Origin of the sequence: Enterobacter cloacae complex sp. 2024EL-00214 (genome assembly GCF_043945575.1) — a bacterium.
In the GTDB taxonomy this organism is placed as follows: Bacteria; Pseudomonadota; Gammaproteobacteria; order Enterobacterales; family Enterobacteriaceae; genus Enterobacter; species Enterobacter cloacae_P.
The window spans coordinates 15410-32373 of sequence record NZ_JBIMRC010000018.1 but is presented as its reverse complement, the minus strand read 5'-3'; the positions used below and the strand labels follow the sequence as shown (position 1 = coordinate 32373).

At 56.3% G+C, this 16964-nt stretch carries 17 protein-coding genes; 3 read left to right on the top strand and 14 right to left on the bottom strand.

Going from position 1 to position 16964, the window contains the following annotated elements:
• Nucleotides 1-4: 4 nt before the first annotated feature.
• The 3 genes from ACHHZ6_RS18315 to fdhF form a co-directional block, all read right to left on the bottom strand.
• On the bottom strand, nucleotides 5-679 hold the full coding sequence (locus tag ACHHZ6_RS18315; RefSeq protein WP_182273423.1) for a tetratricopeptide repeat protein: 675 nt from the start codon (nucleotides 677-679) through the stop codon (nucleotides 5-7).
• A 121-nt stretch (nucleotides 680-800) separates the two neighbouring features.
• A complete protein-coding gene (locus ACHHZ6_RS18310) occupies nucleotides 801-953 on the bottom strand; it encodes a Hok/Gef family protein (protein WP_182919267.1) in 153 nt (50 codons plus the stop codon).
• Between the two features lie 321 nt (nucleotides 954-1274).
• Nucleotides 1275-3422, bottom strand: a complete 2148-nt coding sequence (gene fdhF / locus ACHHZ6_RS18305; protein WP_395122836.1) for a formate dehydrogenase subunit alpha — start codon at nucleotides 3420-3422, stop codon at nucleotides 1275-1277.
• 256 nt (nucleotides 3423-3678) lie between these two features.
• Here fdhF and ACHHZ6_RS18300 point away from each other — a divergent pair, with 256 nt between their 5' ends.
• Nucleotides 3679-4410 (top strand): response regulator, encoded by a 732-nt coding sequence (locus tag ACHHZ6_RS18300; protein WP_182273426.1) that lies wholly within the window; start codon nucleotides 3679-3681, stop codon nucleotides 4408-4410.
• On the opposite strand, the gene ACHHZ6_RS18295 is transcribed toward ACHHZ6_RS18300, so the two are convergent.
• The 6 genes from ACHHZ6_RS18295 to ACHHZ6_RS18270 are packed head-to-tail and all read right to left on the bottom strand — an operon-like array spanning nucleotide 4407 to nucleotide 10498.
• A complete protein-coding gene (locus ACHHZ6_RS18295) occupies nucleotides 4407-5411 on the bottom strand; it encodes a carbohydrate kinase family protein (protein ID WP_182273427.1) in 1005 nt (334 codons plus the stop codon). The genes ACHHZ6_RS18300 and ACHHZ6_RS18295 overlap by 4 nt on opposite strands.
• The gene (locus ACHHZ6_RS18290; protein ID WP_182274608.1) at nucleotides 5411-6271 is read right to left on the bottom strand and encodes a ketose 1,6-bisphosphate aldolase; all 861 of its coding nucleotides are present in this window, start codon (nucleotides 6269-6271) and stop codon (nucleotides 5411-5413) included. Before ACHHZ6_RS18290 ends, ACHHZ6_RS18295 begins: the two co-directional genes overlap by 1 nt.
• A gap of 10 nt (nucleotides 6272-6281) precedes the next feature.
• Complete coding sequence (locus ACHHZ6_RS18285; protein ID WP_182273428.1) at nucleotides 6282-6968, bottom strand: D-lyxose/D-mannose family sugar isomerase; 687 nt, start codon at nucleotides 6966-6968, stop codon at nucleotides 6282-6284.
• Between the two features lie 46 nt (nucleotides 6969-7014).
• The gene (locus ACHHZ6_RS18280) at nucleotides 7015-7956 is read right to left on the bottom strand and encodes an ABC transporter substrate-binding protein (protein ID WP_182273429.1); all 942 of its coding nucleotides are present in this window, start codon (nucleotides 7954-7956) and stop codon (nucleotides 7015-7017) included.
• A 29-nt stretch (nucleotides 7957-7985) separates the two neighbouring features.
• Nucleotides 7986-8981, bottom strand: coding sequence for a ribose ABC transporter permease (locus tag ACHHZ6_RS18275; protein WP_182273430.1), 996 nt, complete (start codon nucleotides 8979-8981; stop codon nucleotides 7986-7988).
• Between the two features lie 2 nt (nucleotides 8982-8983).
• Nucleotides 8984-10498, bottom strand: a complete 1515-nt coding sequence (locus tag ACHHZ6_RS18270) for a sugar ABC transporter ATP-binding protein (RefSeq protein ID WP_196390707.1) — start codon at nucleotides 10496-10498, stop codon at nucleotides 8984-8986.
• Between the two features lie 181 nt (nucleotides 10499-10679).
• Between ACHHZ6_RS18270 and ACHHZ6_RS18265 the strand changes: the two genes are divergently transcribed.
• Together ACHHZ6_RS18265 and yjdP are read left to right on the top strand one after the other, a co-directional pair.
• Nucleotides 10680-12962 (top strand): ATP-binding protein, encoded by a 2283-nt coding sequence (locus tag ACHHZ6_RS18265; RefSeq protein ID WP_395122835.1) that lies wholly within the window; start codon nucleotides 10680-10682, stop codon nucleotides 12960-12962.
• Nucleotides 12963-13031: 69 nt separating this feature from the next.
• Entirely contained in the window at nucleotides 13032-13358 is a 327-nt protein-coding gene (yjdP, locus tag ACHHZ6_RS18260) for a DDRRRQL repeat protein YjdP (RefSeq protein WP_182273433.1), read from the top strand.
• Between the two features lie 48 nt (nucleotides 13359-13406).
• Here yjdP and phnP read toward each other — a convergent pair whose 3' ends face one another.
• From phnP to phnL, 5 genes are read right to left on the bottom strand one after another with little or no spacing between them, the layout of a single operon-like run.
• Complete coding sequence (gene phnP / locus ACHHZ6_RS18255; RefSeq protein ID WP_395122834.1) at nucleotides 13407-14165, bottom strand: phosphonate metabolism protein PhnP; 759 nt, start codon at nucleotides 14163-14165, stop codon at nucleotides 13407-13409.
• Nucleotides 14166-14174: 9 nt separating this feature from the next.
• Nucleotides 14175-14609 carry an aminoalkylphosphonate N-acetyltransferase gene (gene phnO / locus ACHHZ6_RS18250; RefSeq protein WP_182919272.1) on the bottom strand — a complete coding sequence of 145 codons (435 nt, stop codon included), beginning with the start codon at nucleotides 14607-14609 and terminating at the stop codon, nucleotides 14175-14177.
• Nucleotides 14602-15153, bottom strand: a complete 552-nt coding sequence (gene phnN / locus ACHHZ6_RS18245) for a ribose 1,5-bisphosphokinase (protein ID WP_182919273.1) — start codon at nucleotides 15151-15153, stop codon at nucleotides 14602-14604. The genes phnO and phnN overlap by 8 nt, the downstream gene beginning before the upstream one ends.
• Complete coding sequence (phnM, locus tag ACHHZ6_RS18240) at nucleotides 15150-16286, bottom strand: alpha-D-ribose 1-methylphosphonate 5-triphosphate diphosphatase (RefSeq protein ID WP_395122833.1); 1137 nt, start codon at nucleotides 16284-16286, stop codon at nucleotides 15150-15152. Before phnM ends, phnN begins: the two co-directional genes overlap by 4 nt.
• Nucleotides 16283-16963, bottom strand: coding sequence for a phosphonate C-P lyase system protein PhnL (gene phnL / locus ACHHZ6_RS18235; RefSeq protein WP_395122832.1), 681 nt, complete (start codon nucleotides 16961-16963; stop codon nucleotides 16283-16285). Before phnL ends, phnM begins: the two co-directional genes overlap by 4 nt.
• Between the last annotated feature and the right edge of the window lies 1 nt (nucleotide 16964).

The following is a 16964-nucleotide window of genomic DNA, read 5'->3' as shown; positions in this document are numbered from 1 at the left end:
TTTTTTACTGACCGCTCAGGGTGTCGAATTCCTCACACCCTGTATCAAACCCTTCGGTACAACTCAGGTTCAGCCAGTACAACGCTTTCTGTTTATTCGGCGTAATAAAGCCTTTCTCACCCTGCTGGAACAGCATCCCCGCCCAGTATTCCGCATAACCCGTACGTGACAGGGAAGAACTGCGCTGGAACCAGGAGGCTGCCTTTACGTCGTCCTGAGCGACTTCAACACCGTTGGCATAGATAAGCCCCAGCAGCATTTGCGCATCTACCGCAGAGTCGTTATCAATATCTTCAGTCGCGGTTTGCAGCAGTTTAATGGCCTGAGGATAGTCAGTTTTGCCCGCCTGAGTGTTTACCAGCACGCGTGCCAACATAATCGCACCACGTTTGCTGCCCGCAATCGTTGCCTGTTGCGCCAGCGCTTTGGCATGCAGGTAATCGCCCTGCGTGAACTGGATTTGTGACAGTAATGCCATTGCATCGACATCACCCCCTTTTGCCGCTTTCTCCGCCCACAGTGACGCCTGTTTACTGTCTCCAGAGCTAAAGTATGTATCGGCCAGGTAATACTGGGCGCGGGCATCGCCCGCTTCGGCCTGTTCCTTGTACTGGCTGCCGATCTCATCAGCACGGGCAAGCGACGTAAAAAGTAACAACAACACCAAAATATGTTTCATGGACACTTATCATCTGAGTACATGTCGCGCAGTATAATCGCGGTCGCGGAAGAAAAAAATGGGTGCATTAAGACCTCAGCCTCCTACAAGCCGGGCGGAACTGTCGTTCCGCCCGATGAGGTTAGCCTGCATTGCAGGCTAATTTCGCCGCCACCTCCTGATGTTCACCCTTTATTGTGAGTTCGCATAACTTACCGCGATTAATAAAGGTAAAGATCACTATCGTCAGGCAAATAATAAAGACGATACCTAACGCAGTTTTTAATGGCGTCATGCCTTTTACTCCTTGTCAAAAAAAGAATAAGAGGCTACTCTCAACTTGTTGGGAGTTGAGGGGTAGCCTCGGGTAAATGCAAATTTCCCGGGGCTTTCCACTTTCTGTCCCTCAACAATGCTCAAGACAGAAAGTCTTAAGCACCCGCCGCATATCTTATCTCTCTGAATTAAAATGCAAAGATGTAATTCTTTTCTGCGTAAATTACATTATTTCTGCGAGATGCCTTCCGGAATAAAAATATACAGTATTTATATTTAATTCAGATATAAAAATGGGGTGAATATGCCACCCCATTTATTCACCGATTAATTAACGGCTTCAGCCCATTGCGCTTTCACGCAGTCGGGCTTTCAGCTTGTTATATTCATCAATCACATACTGTTCGGCAGCATGTTGATCGACAATCGGCTCTATGCGTACGGCACAGTATTTATACTCCGGCGTTTTGGTTATCGGGCTTAAGTTCTCCGTCACCAGTTCGTTACAGGCACCAATCCACCACTGGTAGGTCATATAGACCGCCCCTTTGTTTGGACGATCGCTGACCTGCGCACGGGTAATGATCCGACCTTTACGCGAGTTCACCCACACCAGCGCTTCATCTTCAATGCCGAGGCGTTCCGCGTCGGCGGTGTTGATCTGCGCGTAGCCCGGTTCATCCGCCAGCGCTGCCAGCGCGGCACAGTTGCCGGTCATCGAACGACAGGAATAGTGACCTACTTCACGTACGGTGGAGAGCACCATCGGATACTCGTCGGTGAGCTTATCGATGGGGGCGACCCAGTCGCAGGTGAAGAACTGCGCCAGCCCGTTCGGGGTGTCGAACGTCTCCTTGAAGAGATACGACGTGCCCTGGTCGGCTTCTGACTCATCCCGGCACGGCCACTGGATGTACCCCAGTTCACCCATTTTGTCATAGGTGGCCCCGTAGAAGTCCGGGCACAGATGACGCAACTCGTCCCAGATCTCCTGGGTGTTGTTGTAGTGCATCGGGTAACCCATGCGGGTAGCGATTTCGCTGATGATCTGCCAGTCCGTTTTCAGATCCCACTTCGGCTCGACCGCTTTAAAGAAGCGCTGGAAGCCACGGTCTGCTGCCGTATAGACACCTTCATGCTCACCCCAGGACGTCGACGGTAAAATCACATCCGCCGCTGCCGCCGTTTTGGTCATAAAGATATCCTGCACAATCACCAGCTCCAGATCCTCAAACCCTTTGCGCACTGCGGACAGCTCGGCATCGGTTTGCAGCGGATCTTCACCCATAATGTAGGCAGCACGCACCTCGCCATGTGCCGCACGGTGCGGCAGCTCGCTGATGCGATATCCGGTATGTTCCGGCAGGCTCTCCACGCCCCAGGCCTTCGCAAATTTCTCGCGGTTCTCCGGGAACTTGACGTACTGATAGCCCGGATAGGTATCCGGCAGCGCACCCATATCACACGCACCTTGCACGTTGTTCTGACCGCGAACCGGGTTAACACCGACATGTGCCTTACCAAGATTACCGGTCAGCATGGCGAGGCTGGTCAGTGAACGCACGGTTTCCACACCCTGATAGAACTGGGTAACGCCCATGCCCCACAGAATAGCGGCGGTTTTCGCCCCCGCGTACATCCGTGCTGCCTGGCGGATCTCCTGGGCGCTGACGCCAGTAATCGCTTCAACCGATTCTGGCGTGTAGCCTTCAACAATTTTCCGATACTCTTCAAACCCTTCCGTACGGGTGGCGACGAACGCCTGGTCGTACAGGTTTTCCTCAATAATGACGTGCCCCATTGCATTCAACAGCGCGATATTCGAACCGTTTTTCAATGCGATGTGCATATCCGCAATGCGCGCAGTTTCAATTTTACGCGGATCGCAGACGATGATTTTCGCCCCATTTTGTTTGGCGCGAATAACGTGATTCGCGACGATAGGGTGAGAATCCGCCGGGTTATAACCGAAAACAAACACGAGATCGGTGTTATCTATCTCGTTGATTGCATTGCTCATTGCGCCGTTACCGACCGACTGGTGCAGACCTGCAACCGATGGGCCGTGTCAGACGCGAGCGCAGCAGTCGACGTTATTGGTACCAATAACGGCGCGCGCGAATTTTTGCATTACATAGTTGGTTTCATTACCCGTACCGCGTGAGGAGCCGGTGGTTTGAATCGCATCCGGGCCATACTTGGCTTTGATGGCGCTCAGGCGCGCGGCGACGTAGTCCAGCGCCTCACTCCAGGAGACGGCTTCCAGCTTGCCACCGCGCTCGCGGCGGATCATAGGGGTTTTCAGGCGCGGGGTGAGGATTTGGGTATCGTTAATAAAATCCCAGCCGTAGTAACCTTTCAGGCACAGCGTGCCCTGATTGGTTTTCCCCTGTGCGGCCTCCGCCCGGACGATTTTGCCGTTATCGACCACCAGGTGGATCTTGCAACCTGAGGCACAATAAGGGCAAACCGTGACGACTTTTTTCATCAGTCTGCTCCAGTTAATAAACTCTTTCGCACCCATTATGCAGCTTCTATGCCATGTTTTTAGTGTGGGTATCATCAGACTTTACGGCCAATTTCGGGTCAAAACGCTGACGAAAAACAGGCAATCGTCAAAATTGACGTGTCGAAAGGGCAGTGGATGTGACCTGGGTTGAAATTCCATCACGTAAAAAACAATTTGGCTGGAGCGAGCGGCAGAATGGTTCAGACTTAATATAGTTCCCTGACGGAAGCATGCGATGAAACCGGCGATTCTGGTGGTTGATGACGATACGGCAGTCTGCGAACTGCTGCAGGATGTGCTCAGCGAGCACGTCTTTACCGTGCTTGTCTGCCATAATGGCCGGGACGCACTGAGTCTGGTGCAACAGGAGCCAGGGATTGCCCTCGTGTTACTGGACATGATGCTGCCGGACATCAACGGTCTGCAGGTCTTGCTACAGTTGCAAAAGCAACGCCCGGAACTACCGGTGGTGATGCTGACAGGTCTGGGCAGTGAATCGGACGTGGTCGTGGGGCTGGAGATGGGGGCCGACGATTACATCGGTAAACCGTTCAACCCGCGCGTGGTTGTTGCCCGCGTTAAGGCTGTGCTGCGTCGCACCGGGGCGCTGGCGGCAGAAACCGCGACACCGCGCGTGGCGGGGATTGCCTTCAACGGCTGGACGCTGGATACCACCCGCTGTGAGCTCAGCGATCCGCAGCGTAACACCGTCTCATTAACCCAGGGCGAGTATGGCCTGCTTCTGGCACTGACCCAAAACGCCCGTCGTGTGCTCAGCCGCGAGCAGTTGCTTGAATTGACCCACAGTGAAAGTGCCGAGGTCTTCGACCGCACCATCGATGTGTTAATTATGCGTCTGCGCCGGAAAATTGAGGCCAACCCGCATCAACCCGCCTTCATTAAAACCATCCGTGGGCTGGGCTACGTCTTTGCTACTGATGTCTCTCACAGCGAGAAAGCCGCTTAAGTATTCTCTTTGATATACGCCTGCAGTTCTGCCAGTGTTTTCGCGCCGTCAATTGCATTGGCGGCCAGCAGGCTTGCTCGTGCGCAGGCATGTGCCAGATAAATACTGTCTGCCAGCGGCAGGGATCCATGGCAGCCGTATAAAAAGCCTGCGCAAAACGCATCGCCCGCTCCGACGCTGCCGATAATTTCCTCCTGCTCCAGCATCCAGGACGGTATCCAGCGTCCGGCTTCACCCGGCGCTTCGCCCCATGCCCCTTCCGGACAGTGGATCACCACGCGCTGGCGTACACCCGCAGCCAGAAGCTGCGAGGCGGCTTCAGCAATATGGGCAATGTGCGGCATATCGTTGCTATCGCGCATCTCCAGCCCGCTGAACTCTCCGGCTTCAAGCTCGTTAATCACCAGATAATCGAGATGGCGCAGGGCAGGGAATACCAGCGGTTGATAGCGCGGATCACCCTTGCGGGAGACCAAATCGAGCGAGGTTTCATATCCCTGGTCACGCATCTGCGCCAGCAGTCGCGCACTGCGAGTGCCGAATTCGGCATCCGGCATATCCAGACTGTCGAGCAGCAGCAAATACCCCAGGTGGAAGATTTTCATTGAGCCGTCAAGGTGGTCAAATGCGGGAAGATCCAGCAGACGGTTGGCTCCTGGCGAGTGGAAAAAGGTACGCTGTCCGCTGGGGTCGGTCATCACCTGCGACATGGAGGTTGGCGCGAAGTCGGTACGCTGCACGCGCTGGCGGTTAACGTGATACTGGTCAAGCATCGCCAGAATGTAATCCCCGTCGCCATCAACGCCAATCAATCCTACCGCCTGTAATGGCAGGCCGACATGCATTTTTGCCAGCGTCAGCAGGACATTCAACGGCGCACCGCCGGTTGAGCGTTCGCTGTGGGTAATCTCCGCCAGCCAGCCGCGCTCCGGCCACTGCACGATCTGGTGGACATGATCCACCAGCATATTACCTGCGGCGATAATCCCTTTACGTTCCATTATGCCTGCCCCGCGCTGCCGAAGATGCGCATCTGCCCGGCCACCGTATCGGCAATCGCCTCCTCAATACCCAGCAACAGCTCGGCAAACTCATCATACAACGGCTGACGTTTTGCCATGCGTTGCTCAACGGCAGACAGCGCGGCCTGTGACATACCGGTATAGAAATTGATTTTATGAATACCCAGCTCAATGGCGCGGTGGAAATCCTCATCGCTAATGCCGGAGCCGCCGTGCAGCACCAGCGGCAGGCCGGTCTGCTGGCGAATGGCATCCAGGCGTGGGAAATCGAGTTTCGGCTCGCCTTTGTATTTACCGTGCGCATTGCCGATGGCGACCGCCAGTGCATCGATGCCGGTCAAATCGACAAACTCTCGCGCCAGCTGAGGGTCAGTGAAAAACGCTTCATCGGCATGACCATAGAGCGCACCGCCTTCATCGCCACCCACGGCACCCAGCTCCGCTTCCACCGACACGCCAACCGCATGGCACATCTTCACCACTTCGCGCGTCTGACGAATATTTTCCTCGTAGCTTAATGCAGAGCCATCGAACATCACAGAGCTAAACCCTAAACGCAGTGCGCGCACCACGGCCTCAAAATGCAGCCCGTGGTCGAGATTAAGGACCACGGGAATATCGTGTCGGGCGGCTTCAAATTTGATGGTTTCGACCAGTGAATCCAGGGAGACGTACTTAAAATGCACCTCTGCAATGTTGATGATAAAAGGCGAGCGTTCCTGCTTCGCCGCGGCAAACAGCGCGCGCAGAAAATGAGAGTCAAGAACGTTAAACGCCCCCAGCGCGTAGCGATGTTCTCTGGCGTGCTCAAGCCCGTCGGCAAGAGAAATCAATGGCATCATTCACTCCTTATATCCGAAACAGGTTGTACTCGTTGCACAACACCAGCACCGCCGGTTCGTCTTCTTCAATAGTGTTATAGCGGTCAATGGCCTGTAAAAAGTGGTTGTCGTGATCGTCGTCATTTACTGACGACACTTCTCCCACCAGGACGTCACCAAAGCCGCGTTCGCCCCAGAAACTGTGGTACAGGCCGGGCGTCAGGCAGATACTTTCCCCTGGTGTGAGGCGCAGCTGGCTACCGGGCGTATGGGTCTGACGGCAGCCGTCGATCACGACCGTGACGTCGGTGTTTTCGGTCTCTTCATGCACCCCGGCATTCCATAACTCAATAATCAGATTCCCGCCGCCACGGTTGATGATGTCTTCCCGCTTACGCCAGTGAAAATGCATGGGTGTCACCTGACCATCGCGTACGTGCATGATTTTTTCGGCATAGCATTTTTCATAAGGTATGCCGTTGGGAGAACCGTTTCGCAGGGTAAACAACGTTAACCCCTGCGCGACAAAGTTGTTGCCACCAAAGGCGGTTACGTCCCAGCCGAGTTTGAGGTCGAACACTTCCCGCCAGGCACTTTGGTCGAGCTGCTGCCATTTCGTTGGTGGGAAGCTGGCAAACGACGGGAGGTGCACGTCGTGCATGGAAAAAAATTGCCGTGTATGGCCGAGGATTTCGTTGATATCGGAGCGTTTCATGGGGACTCCTCGTAAACGCCCTCTCCCGGAGGGAGAGGGAAAAGGATTACTTCACCGTCCATCCCTTATAAGAGCCGACGTTCTTTTTATCGATCATCGTCACCGGGATCAGCACTGGCGCTTTCGGGGCAGGTTTGCCCTGTAGAATGTCATAGCCGATCTCTACCGCTTTTGCCGCCATTACCTGCGGATCTTGTGCCGGAGTCGCCACAAACAGGGAATTTTCCCGCTTCAGCGCCTCTTCACCATCCGGTGAACCATCCACACCGACGATAAAGAATTCGCTACGCTGTGCCTGTTTGGCCGCCAGATCGGCCCCGATCGCCGTGGGATCGTTAATCGCGAACACGCCGTCGATCTTCGGATTGGCCGCCAGCAGTGAAGTCATCACCTCCAGACCACCTTCACGGCTGCCTTTGGCGTTCTGATTGTCAGAAAGCACTTTGATACCAGGATGCTTTTTGAATTCTGTCTGACAGCCTTCTACGCGGTTTTGCACCGCAGACACCGGTGGTCCGTTGATGATCACGACGTTGCCTTTACCGTTCAGGCGGTCGGTAATGTATTTACAGGCCATTTCCCCTGCCTGGGTGTTATCGGAGGTGATGGTGGCGTCTGCCCCTTCTGCTGCCACGTCAACCGCCACCACCACGATCCCGGCGTCTTTTGCGCGCTTAACTGCCGGGCCGATCCCTTTTGAATCTGCGGCATTGAGAATGATCATGTCCACTTTGGCGGCAATAAAGTTGTCGATCTGCGCCACCTGCTGGCCCAGATCGTAACCACTGGAAACCAGCGTCACTTTGACGTTATCGCCCGCCAGTTTGCGCGCTTCCAGCTCGGCACCTTTGGTGATCTGCACGAAGAACGGGTTGGCAAGGTCACCCACCGTGACGCCGATGGACTTCAGATCTTTCGCCTGCGCAAATGGCGTTGCGGCAAGCAGCGCGCCAGCACAGAGCGCGGTCACTAATGGCTTCAATCTCATGCTGTATTCCTCGAAGTAAGATGTTGTTGTTATGCACTTTGATGGTGTCGGGTACGGTATTTGTCGATCAGCACCGCAATGATGATCACCGCCCCTTTGATCACCAGTTGCCAGAAGTAAGAGACGCCCATCAGCGTCATGCCGTTGTTAAGGGTAGCGATGATCAATGCGCCTACCAGCGTGCCGGTGATCGTGCCGATCCCGCCGACAAAGCTGGTACCGCCGAGGATCACCGCCGCAATGGCATCCAGTTCGTAGCCCATGCCCAGGTTGCCGTTGGCACTGTAGAGTCGTGACGCGCTCATCACCCCGCCTAAGCCCGAGAGCAGGCCGCTCATGCCGTACACGAACAGCAGTACCAGCCAGACCTTGATACCTGTTAAGCGTGCCGCCTGCATGTTGCCGCCCACCGCGTAGATGTGCACACCCAGCGTGGTGCGGCGCAGGATGAACCAGCACAGCGCAATGACCGCCAGAGCAATGACCACCAGCCACGGAACCGGGCCGAGATAGTTATTGCCTATCCACTCGAAGTTGATGTTCGAGTTAATCACCGTTGTGCCGTCTGCCAGCAGGTACGCCGCACCGCGCAGGGCGGTATAGGTACCGAGCGTGACGATAAACGGCGGCAGTCCGGCAAAGGCCACCAGCGCGCCGTTGAACAGCCCCAGCACCAGGCCGAGCATCAGCGCCGCCGGAATGGAGAGCATGGCGAATTCGGGTATCAGCGATACGACCATTGCCGCCACCGCCGTGGTACCCAGAATCGAGCCGACGGAGAGGTCAATCCCACCGGTCAGAATGATGAAGGTCATCCCTGCCGCCAGCACGATGTTGATCGACGCCTGACGGGTGATGTTGAGCAGGTTGCTCTCGGTAAAAAAGTTGGGGGCAATAAAGCCAAATACCGCCACGATCAGGATAAGAATTGGCAAAATACCGACCGTTTGCATCAGATCGCTCATCAGCACTTTTTTGGCGGAGGTCGATTTCGCTACCTGCTGCGGATGGGTTGGGTTTGTCATAATTACACCGCCTGATGATGAGAGTCGTTCACGCCGGTTGCCAGCGTCATAATGTTTTCCTGGGAGATGTCGCGCCCGTGCAGTTCACCCGCGATGCTACCTTCCTGCATCACGTAGACCCGGTCGCTCATGCCCACCACTTCTGGCAGCTCGCTGGAGATCATTAAAATCGCCACCCCTTTATGCGCCATCTGATTCATGATGCGGTAGATCTCGCTTTTTGCGCCGACGTCCACGCCGCGCGTCGGTTCGTCCAGAATCAGGATGCGCGGGCCAATCGCCACCCAGCGGGAGATGAGTAATTTTTGCTGGTTGCCGCCGGATAACCCGCCCGCGCGCACCTGTGAATGGGGGACGCGGATGTTGAGCAGGGCGATGGCCTCATCAGAAATGGACTGTGCTTTTTTACGGTTAAGCATGCCAAAGGTGGCATCACGTTCCAGCGTTGCCATCGTGATGTTCTCCTGTGCCGCCAGCTCCAGGAACAGCCCCTGTTCTTTGCGGTTCTCAGTCAGAAAACCGATGCCGTTTTCGATTGCTGCGCGTGGGGAGTGGATCACCACCGGTTCACCGTCCACTTCAATCATTCCCCCGGTGGCCTTACGTGCGCCGAAAATCAGCTGCGCCAGTTCGGAACGTCCGGCACCGACCAGCCCCGCGAGGCCAACAATTTCGCCGGAACGCACCTGCAGACTGCAGGGCTGCACTTTTTTGCCGTCGGTGAGGTGATGGACGTTGAGACGCGGGCTACCGAGCGGGATATCGCGCTCTTTGTTGAACAGGTCGCTTAACGGACGGCCAACCATCATCTTCACCAGCTCAGACGCATTCAGCTTGTCGCGCGTCAGGCTGCCAACATATTGCCCGTCGCGCAGGACGCTGACGCGGTCAGAGAGTTCGTACACTTCTGCCATACGGTGGCTGATATAAATGATCGCCATTCCTTCATCACGCAGGCGCAAAATCAGTTCAAACAGGCGATGGGTTTCACGCGAAGAGAGGGCGGCGGTCGGTTCATCCATCACCAGAATGCGGCTGTTGCGGTGCAGTGCGCGGGCAATTTCCACCTGCTGTTGCTCGGCGATAGTCAGTTTCATCACCAGGTCGGTGGCTTTGAAGTGTGCGCCAAGACGGTCAATCACCGCCTGGGCCTGAGTCGCCATCTCTTTACGCTGCACCATTCCACCGCGCGACAGTTCGCTACCGAGGAAGATGTTTTCAGCAACGGTCAGGTTGGGTGCAAGCTGCATCTCCTGATAAATCAGGGTAATGCCTGCGGCCAGGGCATCTTTTGGCCCTTTAATGTGAAACGGCTGACCGTCGATCAGGATCTCGCCGCGGGTGGCGGTGTATGCCCCCGCGAGGATTTTCATCAGCGTGCTTTTCCCCGCGCCGTTTTCCCCCATCAGCGCGTGGATCTCACCGGGAAAGACCGTCAAATCCACACCCTTGAGCGCGTGGAAATTGCCAAACGTCTTGGCAATATTGCGCATCTCGAGTACCGGGGTTCTGCTCATGGCGGATCTCCTGTGAATGTCGATATCTGCACTTCATCACAGGTGAGTAAATGCAAAATGTCAGAAGCCGTTCATATTTGTCATAGTTATGAATAGTTAATCGCCGTCACATTTCTCTTTTCCCTCTCCCTGTGGGAGAGGGCTAGGGTGAGGGCACCAAACCGCACAGGAGCCCAAACCCATGTCATCACGCCGACCCCCGTTCTTCGCCAGCGCCCGTGGCCGCCTGCTGATTTTTAATCTGCTGGTGGTGGCAGTGACGCTGATGGTCAGCGGTGTGGCAGTGCTCGGCTTTCGTCATGCCAGCCAGATCCAGGAGCAGGTGCAGCAGCAAACGCTGAATGACATGACCGGCAGCATGAACCTCGCGCGTGACACCGCCAACGTGGCGACCGCGGCGGTGCGGCTCTCGCAGGTGGTGGGGGCGCTGGAATACAAAAGTGAAGCCGACAGGCTGAAACAAACACAAACGGCACTGCGCCACTCGCTGGAACAGCTCGCCGATGCACCACTGGCGCAGCAGGAGCCGGTACTGGTGGCGCGAATCATTCAACGTAGTAATGAATTACAGCAAAGTGTGACAGGTATGCTGGAGCGCGGGCAGCGCCGTCATCTGGAGCGTAACGCGCTGCTCAGCGCGCTTTATCAGAGCCAGAGTTATCTGCGCCATTTGCAGGATATTAACCGTCGTTACGGCAGCAACGTACCGGATGCGCAACAGCTCGCGGAAATGGACAGGCTACTCATCGCCGCCATTGAAACCCCTGCCCCACGCGCCACGGTACAGCAACTGGATACCGTGACGGCGACGTTGCCCCGCAGCGCGAGCCTGCCGGTGGTGAACCTGGTGCTGCCTGATTTTAACGACGAATTACGTAAACTGGCTCCGTTGTCAAAGCAACTGGAAGAGAGCGATCTGTCGATCAGCTGGTATATGTTTCACATCAAGGCGCTGGTGGCGATATTAAACAGCGATATCAATCAGTACGTGGAGCAGGTGGCACAGGCCTCCACGCTGCGTACCGCCCAGAGTCATCAGGAGTTGCGCTCCATTAGCGTGTTTATCAGCGTGTTTGCCGTACTGGCACTGATCATTACCGGGTGCGCCTGCTGGTATATTTACCGCAACCTGGGCTCCAACCTGACCGCTATTTCCCGGGCGATGTCGCGTCTTGCCCACGGAGAGCAGGATGTTTCGGTGCCTGCGCTGCAGCGGCGTGACGAGCTGGGGGAACTGGCGCGCGCGTTTAACGTTTTTGCCCGCAATACTGCCTCGCTTGAGCACACCACGCGGTTGCTGAAAGAAAAAACCTCACAGATGGAGATTGACCGCATCGAGCGTCAGGGGCTGGAAGAAGCACTCCTGCATAGCCAGAAGATGAAGGCCGTCGGGCAACTGACGGGAGGACTGGCACATGACTTTAACAACCTGCTGGCGGTGATTATCGGCAGCCTGGAGCTGACCGATCCCACCTCACATGACGCCCCACGCATTACCCGCGCGCTTAAGGCGGCGGAACGTGGCGCACTGCTGACCCAGCGTCTGCTGGCCTTTTCCCGCAAACAATCCCTGACCCCACATGCGGTGGAGATGAAACCGCTACTGGAAAATCTCAGCGAACTGATGTGCCACTCGTTGCCTGCCACTCTCACGCTGGAGATTGAGGCACAATCCCCGGCGTGGCCCGCGTGGATAGATGTGAGCCAGCTGGAGAACGCCATTATTAACCTGGTGATGAACGCCCGCGACGCGATGGAAGGGCAAAGCGGGGTGATTAAGATCCGTACCTGGAATCAGCGTGTGACCCGTAGCGACGGGCGCAGACAGGACATGGTGGCACTGGAGGTCATTGACCGCGGCAGCGGGATGTCGCAGGAGGTGAAATCACAGGTCTTTGAGCCGTTCTTTACGACCAAGCAGACCGGCAGCGGCAGTGGATTAGGCTTGTCGATGGTCTACGGTTTTGTGCGTCAGTCCGGCGGTCGTGTCGAAATTGAAAGCGCACCGGGGCAGGGGACGACCGTGCGCCTCCAGCTTCCGCGCTCGACACTGCCTGCCGTTTCTGACGATGAAATACCCGATGCCACGACATCCGGTGAAAGCGAACGGCTGGTTCTGGTGCTGGAGGATGAAGCCGATGTTCGTCAGACCCTGTGCGAGCAGCTGCATCACCTGGGCTATCTGACGCTTGAAACGGACAACGGTGAACAGGCACTGAGGATGCTGGAGGCGTCGCCGGATATCGGCATATTTATCAGTGACCTGATGCTGCCCGGCAACCTGAGCGGTGCCGAGGTGATTAACCATGTGCGCAGCCACTTCCCTCAGTTACCGGTATTGTTGATCAGCGGCCAGGATTTACGGCCAGCGCATAACCCACAGCTGCCGGACGTGGCATTACTGCGTAAACCTTTTACCCGTGTACAGCTGGCGCAGGCGCTGCGAAAAGTGATGATAATTTGAGATTCCTCTGCTACCTCTGTCGCCTGCCGTTTATTACCTTAAAGCCAGTCCACCTGCGAGTCTGGCCTTATGAAACGTTGCTCTACCGCCCTGTTATTTGGTCTGCTGTCATTAACCAGCCAGCTGGCTCATGCCGATATTGTTGATGATGCTATTGGTAACATTCAGCAGGCGATCAACGATGCCTATAACCCCAGCAGCAGTCGCAGCAACGATGATGGCAATGACGGTTACAGTCGCAGTAGTCAGTCCGACAATCGACGGTACGATGACCGTCGCAGACAGCTTGAAGACCGACGTCAGCGTTTAGATGAGCGTCAGCGCCAGCTGGATGACGATCGGCGTCGGTTAGAAGAGGATGAGCGGCGCCTGGAAGATGATTACGATCGGGGATAAGTGCGGCCTGTTGTCCTCCAGCCCTCTCCCACAGGAGAGGGAGAAAACCTAATCCAGCACTAACACCATGCCGTCATACCCTGCTTCAAACCCGTCCGGCAGTGAATTATCCATCATCCACACGTCAAACTGATGGCTGATATGGGTCAGGATCACCTGCGGGCAGCCAATCACCTCGTTTAACGCAATGACCGTATTTAAATCACAATGATTACGCGGTGTCTCCGCTCGTGGCTCATGGCTGCAGTCAATAATCATTGCCTGTGGTGGGTTGTTGAGCAGAAACTTCATCGTTTTCTCCGGCAGGCCAGCGGTATCAGAAAGCCACGCCACACGGCTGTGGGAAGATTCCAGCAGATAGCCGAACGTGGGTTTCGAATGGTTCAGCGGCAGCGGTGTGACCCGTAGCCCCTGTAGCTCAAACACCACAAATGGCTCTTGCGTGTGGCTAAAATCCAGAAGCCCCGGATGTTTGAATAAGTCATCGCAGCCCGCTTCGTCCGGCGGGCCGTATACCGGAATGGTTGCCCCCACACCCCAGCGCAGGGGGAATAGCCCCTGAACGTGATCCATATGATAGTGGGTGAGCAAAAACTGCCGGAAACTGCCCGCGGGCCAGTCGTCCATCAGGTGCGGAATGCCCGCGTCCAGCAACGTGACCGCATCGTTGAATTTGACCACCGCACTGCAGGGGCGGCGGCGATATTCTTCCTGCAAACGTGCCCGGCGGCACGCCGCGCAATCGCAGCCAAATACCGGCACCAGTTGGGCACCACCGGTGCCGGTTAATGTGATAGTCAGACTCATCGCACACCTCTACAGCGGCTTGGTGAATCGAAAATGGCTCTGCGTATACCCTTCACGAACATAGAAACGGTGGGCGTCTACACGCCTGACGCTGGTGGATAGCTCCGTCAGCTCTGCCCCCGCCAGGCGTGCCACGTCTTCCGCCCAGGCCAGCAACTGGCTCCCCACTTTTAACCCGCGCGCCTGTGGCATCACCACCAGTTCCTGGATCTCACCGATCCATCGGGCATGGTGCAGATGAAACTGCATATGCAGGCCAATCATGCCGACGACCTGCCCGTCCAGTTCAGCCAGCTGATAGTGCATGCTGTGATCCTGAAGATTGGCAAGAAACCCGGCGTGAAATGCCTGGTTATCGAACTCAGCCTGCTTAAGCTCGCAGATCAGGGCATAGACGATCTGCGCGTCAACGGCGGTGGCGGGGCGAAGCTGGCAGTCAGGCATGTTGTTTCTCCTTCTGACGGATAAGCGATAAAAAGTTATCGACTGACTGTAGCAAACTTCCGTCGTTATTGAGGATATGGCATTGCGATGGGGTATAGCGCGCCGCACGTTCCAGCCGCTGGTCTATCTCGCGAGCCGATTCGCGTCCCCGGCTTTGCAACCGGCTACGCAGGATATCCGGTGACACCTGCAGACAGACCGGCAGCAGCGCCGCTTCATAGCGGGCGCGAGCCTGTTGAAGGTGCGCCCGTGAGCCGTTGACCAGCACGTCAAAACCCGCGTGCAGCCACAGGTCGATCTCAATGCCGATGCCGTAGTAATAACCGTTGGCGTGCCAGCTCAGCGCCAGCAGATTTTGCCCGGCGCGGGTAAAAAACTCCTGCTCGCTCAGGGCAATATGGTTTTCACTCCCGGCGTTCGCCGCGCGGGTAATGTAGCGGTGTGCAACCAGCAGCTGCGAATGCTCCCGCTGGCGTAATGCCGACAGCAGGCTGTCCTTGCCGGAACCTGATGGCCCCATTAACCAGATGAGTCTTCCCATCAAAACACCCTTTTTCCCTGACGCCAGACGTGGTCGATATGGATGTGCTCGCCTTTACGGTGGGCCAGCACCAGATCCGCCCGTTTACCTTCGGCAATTTCACCGCGATCGTGAAGATTGAGTGCCGTTGCCGGGTTTTTCGTCACCAGACGGATCGCCTGCGGTAGCGTGAAGGGGTTGTGTTCGTCATCTGCTACCCGGAAGGCCGCGTCCAGCAGGCTGGCGGGGTAGTAGTCGGAGGAGAGAATATCCAGCAGGCCGAGTGATGCGAGCTGGCTTGCCGCCACGTTGCCGGAGTGCGAGCCGCCGCGCACGATATTCGGTGCGCCCATCAGCACGTTCATGCCGTGTTTGCGTGAGGTTTCCGCTGCTTCGAATGTGGTGGGAAATTCGGCGATCACGCTGCCAAGCTGATGAGATTCGAGCACATGATCGTGTGTGGCGTCGTCATGGCTGGCTAGCGCGATATTGCGATCCCGGCACAGGGCGGCAATGGAGAGGCGGTTTGGTTGCGACCACTGCGCTGCCAGTGCGAGTTGCTCTTCTTCATAACGGGCCATCTCTTCATCAGAAAGGGAATATTTGCCCTGATAGTATTCACGATACTTCTCAATATTGGCGAACTGGCGCTGCCCCGGAGAGTGATCCATCAGCGACACCAGTGAGACCGGCTCGCGGCCAACCAGTTTTTCAAACAGCGGCAGGGTAGTGTGGTGCGGCAGTTCGCAGCGCAGATGCAGGCGGTGCTCGGCGCGGTTGAGGCCGCGCTTTTGCGTCTCTTCCACGGCGTTGATCATCTTTTCCAGGTTTTCCAGACGATCGCCACCGTCTCGCACATCACCAATCGCCACCGCGTCCAGTACGGTGGTGATGCCGCTGGCAACCATCAGCGCGTCGTGGCTGCTCATTGCCGAATGGGCGGGCCAGTCTACCTTCGGGCGCGGGGTGAAAAATTTATCCAGATTATCGGTATGCAGCTCGATAAGCCCTGGCAGTAGCCAGCCGCCTTCGCCGTCCATCGCTTCGGGTGAGCGGCTCTGGGTTTCGGCAAACGCACGGATCACGCCATCCTGGATCTCAATCGAGCCGTCCACCACCTCATTTTCCAGCACCAGTTTTACGTTATTGATAATCATGCGTTGGTCCCCATCGGGTGCAGTCTGTCTGCCACGCGCGAACGCACGGTTTCGTCGTGGAAGATCCCCACGATCGCCGCGCCGCGTGCTTTGGCCTGTTCGATCAGTTCAACCACTGCTGCACTGTTCTTGCTGTCCAGCGAGGCGGTAGGTTCATCGAGCAGTAAAATTGGGTAATCGACGATAAACCCACGTGCAATGTTCACGCGCTGCTGTTCACCACCGGAAAAAGTAGAAGGGGCGAGATGCCACAGGCGTTCCGGCACGTTGAGGCGCGTCAGCAGGCCCGCAGCTTTGGCGGCGCAGGTTTCACGCGGCACTCCCAGATCCAGTAGCGGCTGCATCACAACGTCCAGCGCGGAGATCCTGGGGATCACCCGCAGAAACTGGCTCACCCAGCCGATCGTTGAACGGCGGACTTCCAGCACCTTGCGTGCCGGGGCTTGCACCAGATCCACCCACTCATCATTGTGGCGAATATGAATATGGCCTTCATCCGGCAGATAGTTGGCGTACAGGGAGCGCAACAATGTTGATTTTCCGCTGCCGGAGTGGCCGTGTAGCACCACACATTCGCCATTGCTGACCTCCAGAGAGGCATTTTGCAGTACCGGCAGGCGCACACCGTTTTGCTGGTGGAGCACAAAGGTTTTACTCACGTTTTCTACGCGGATCATG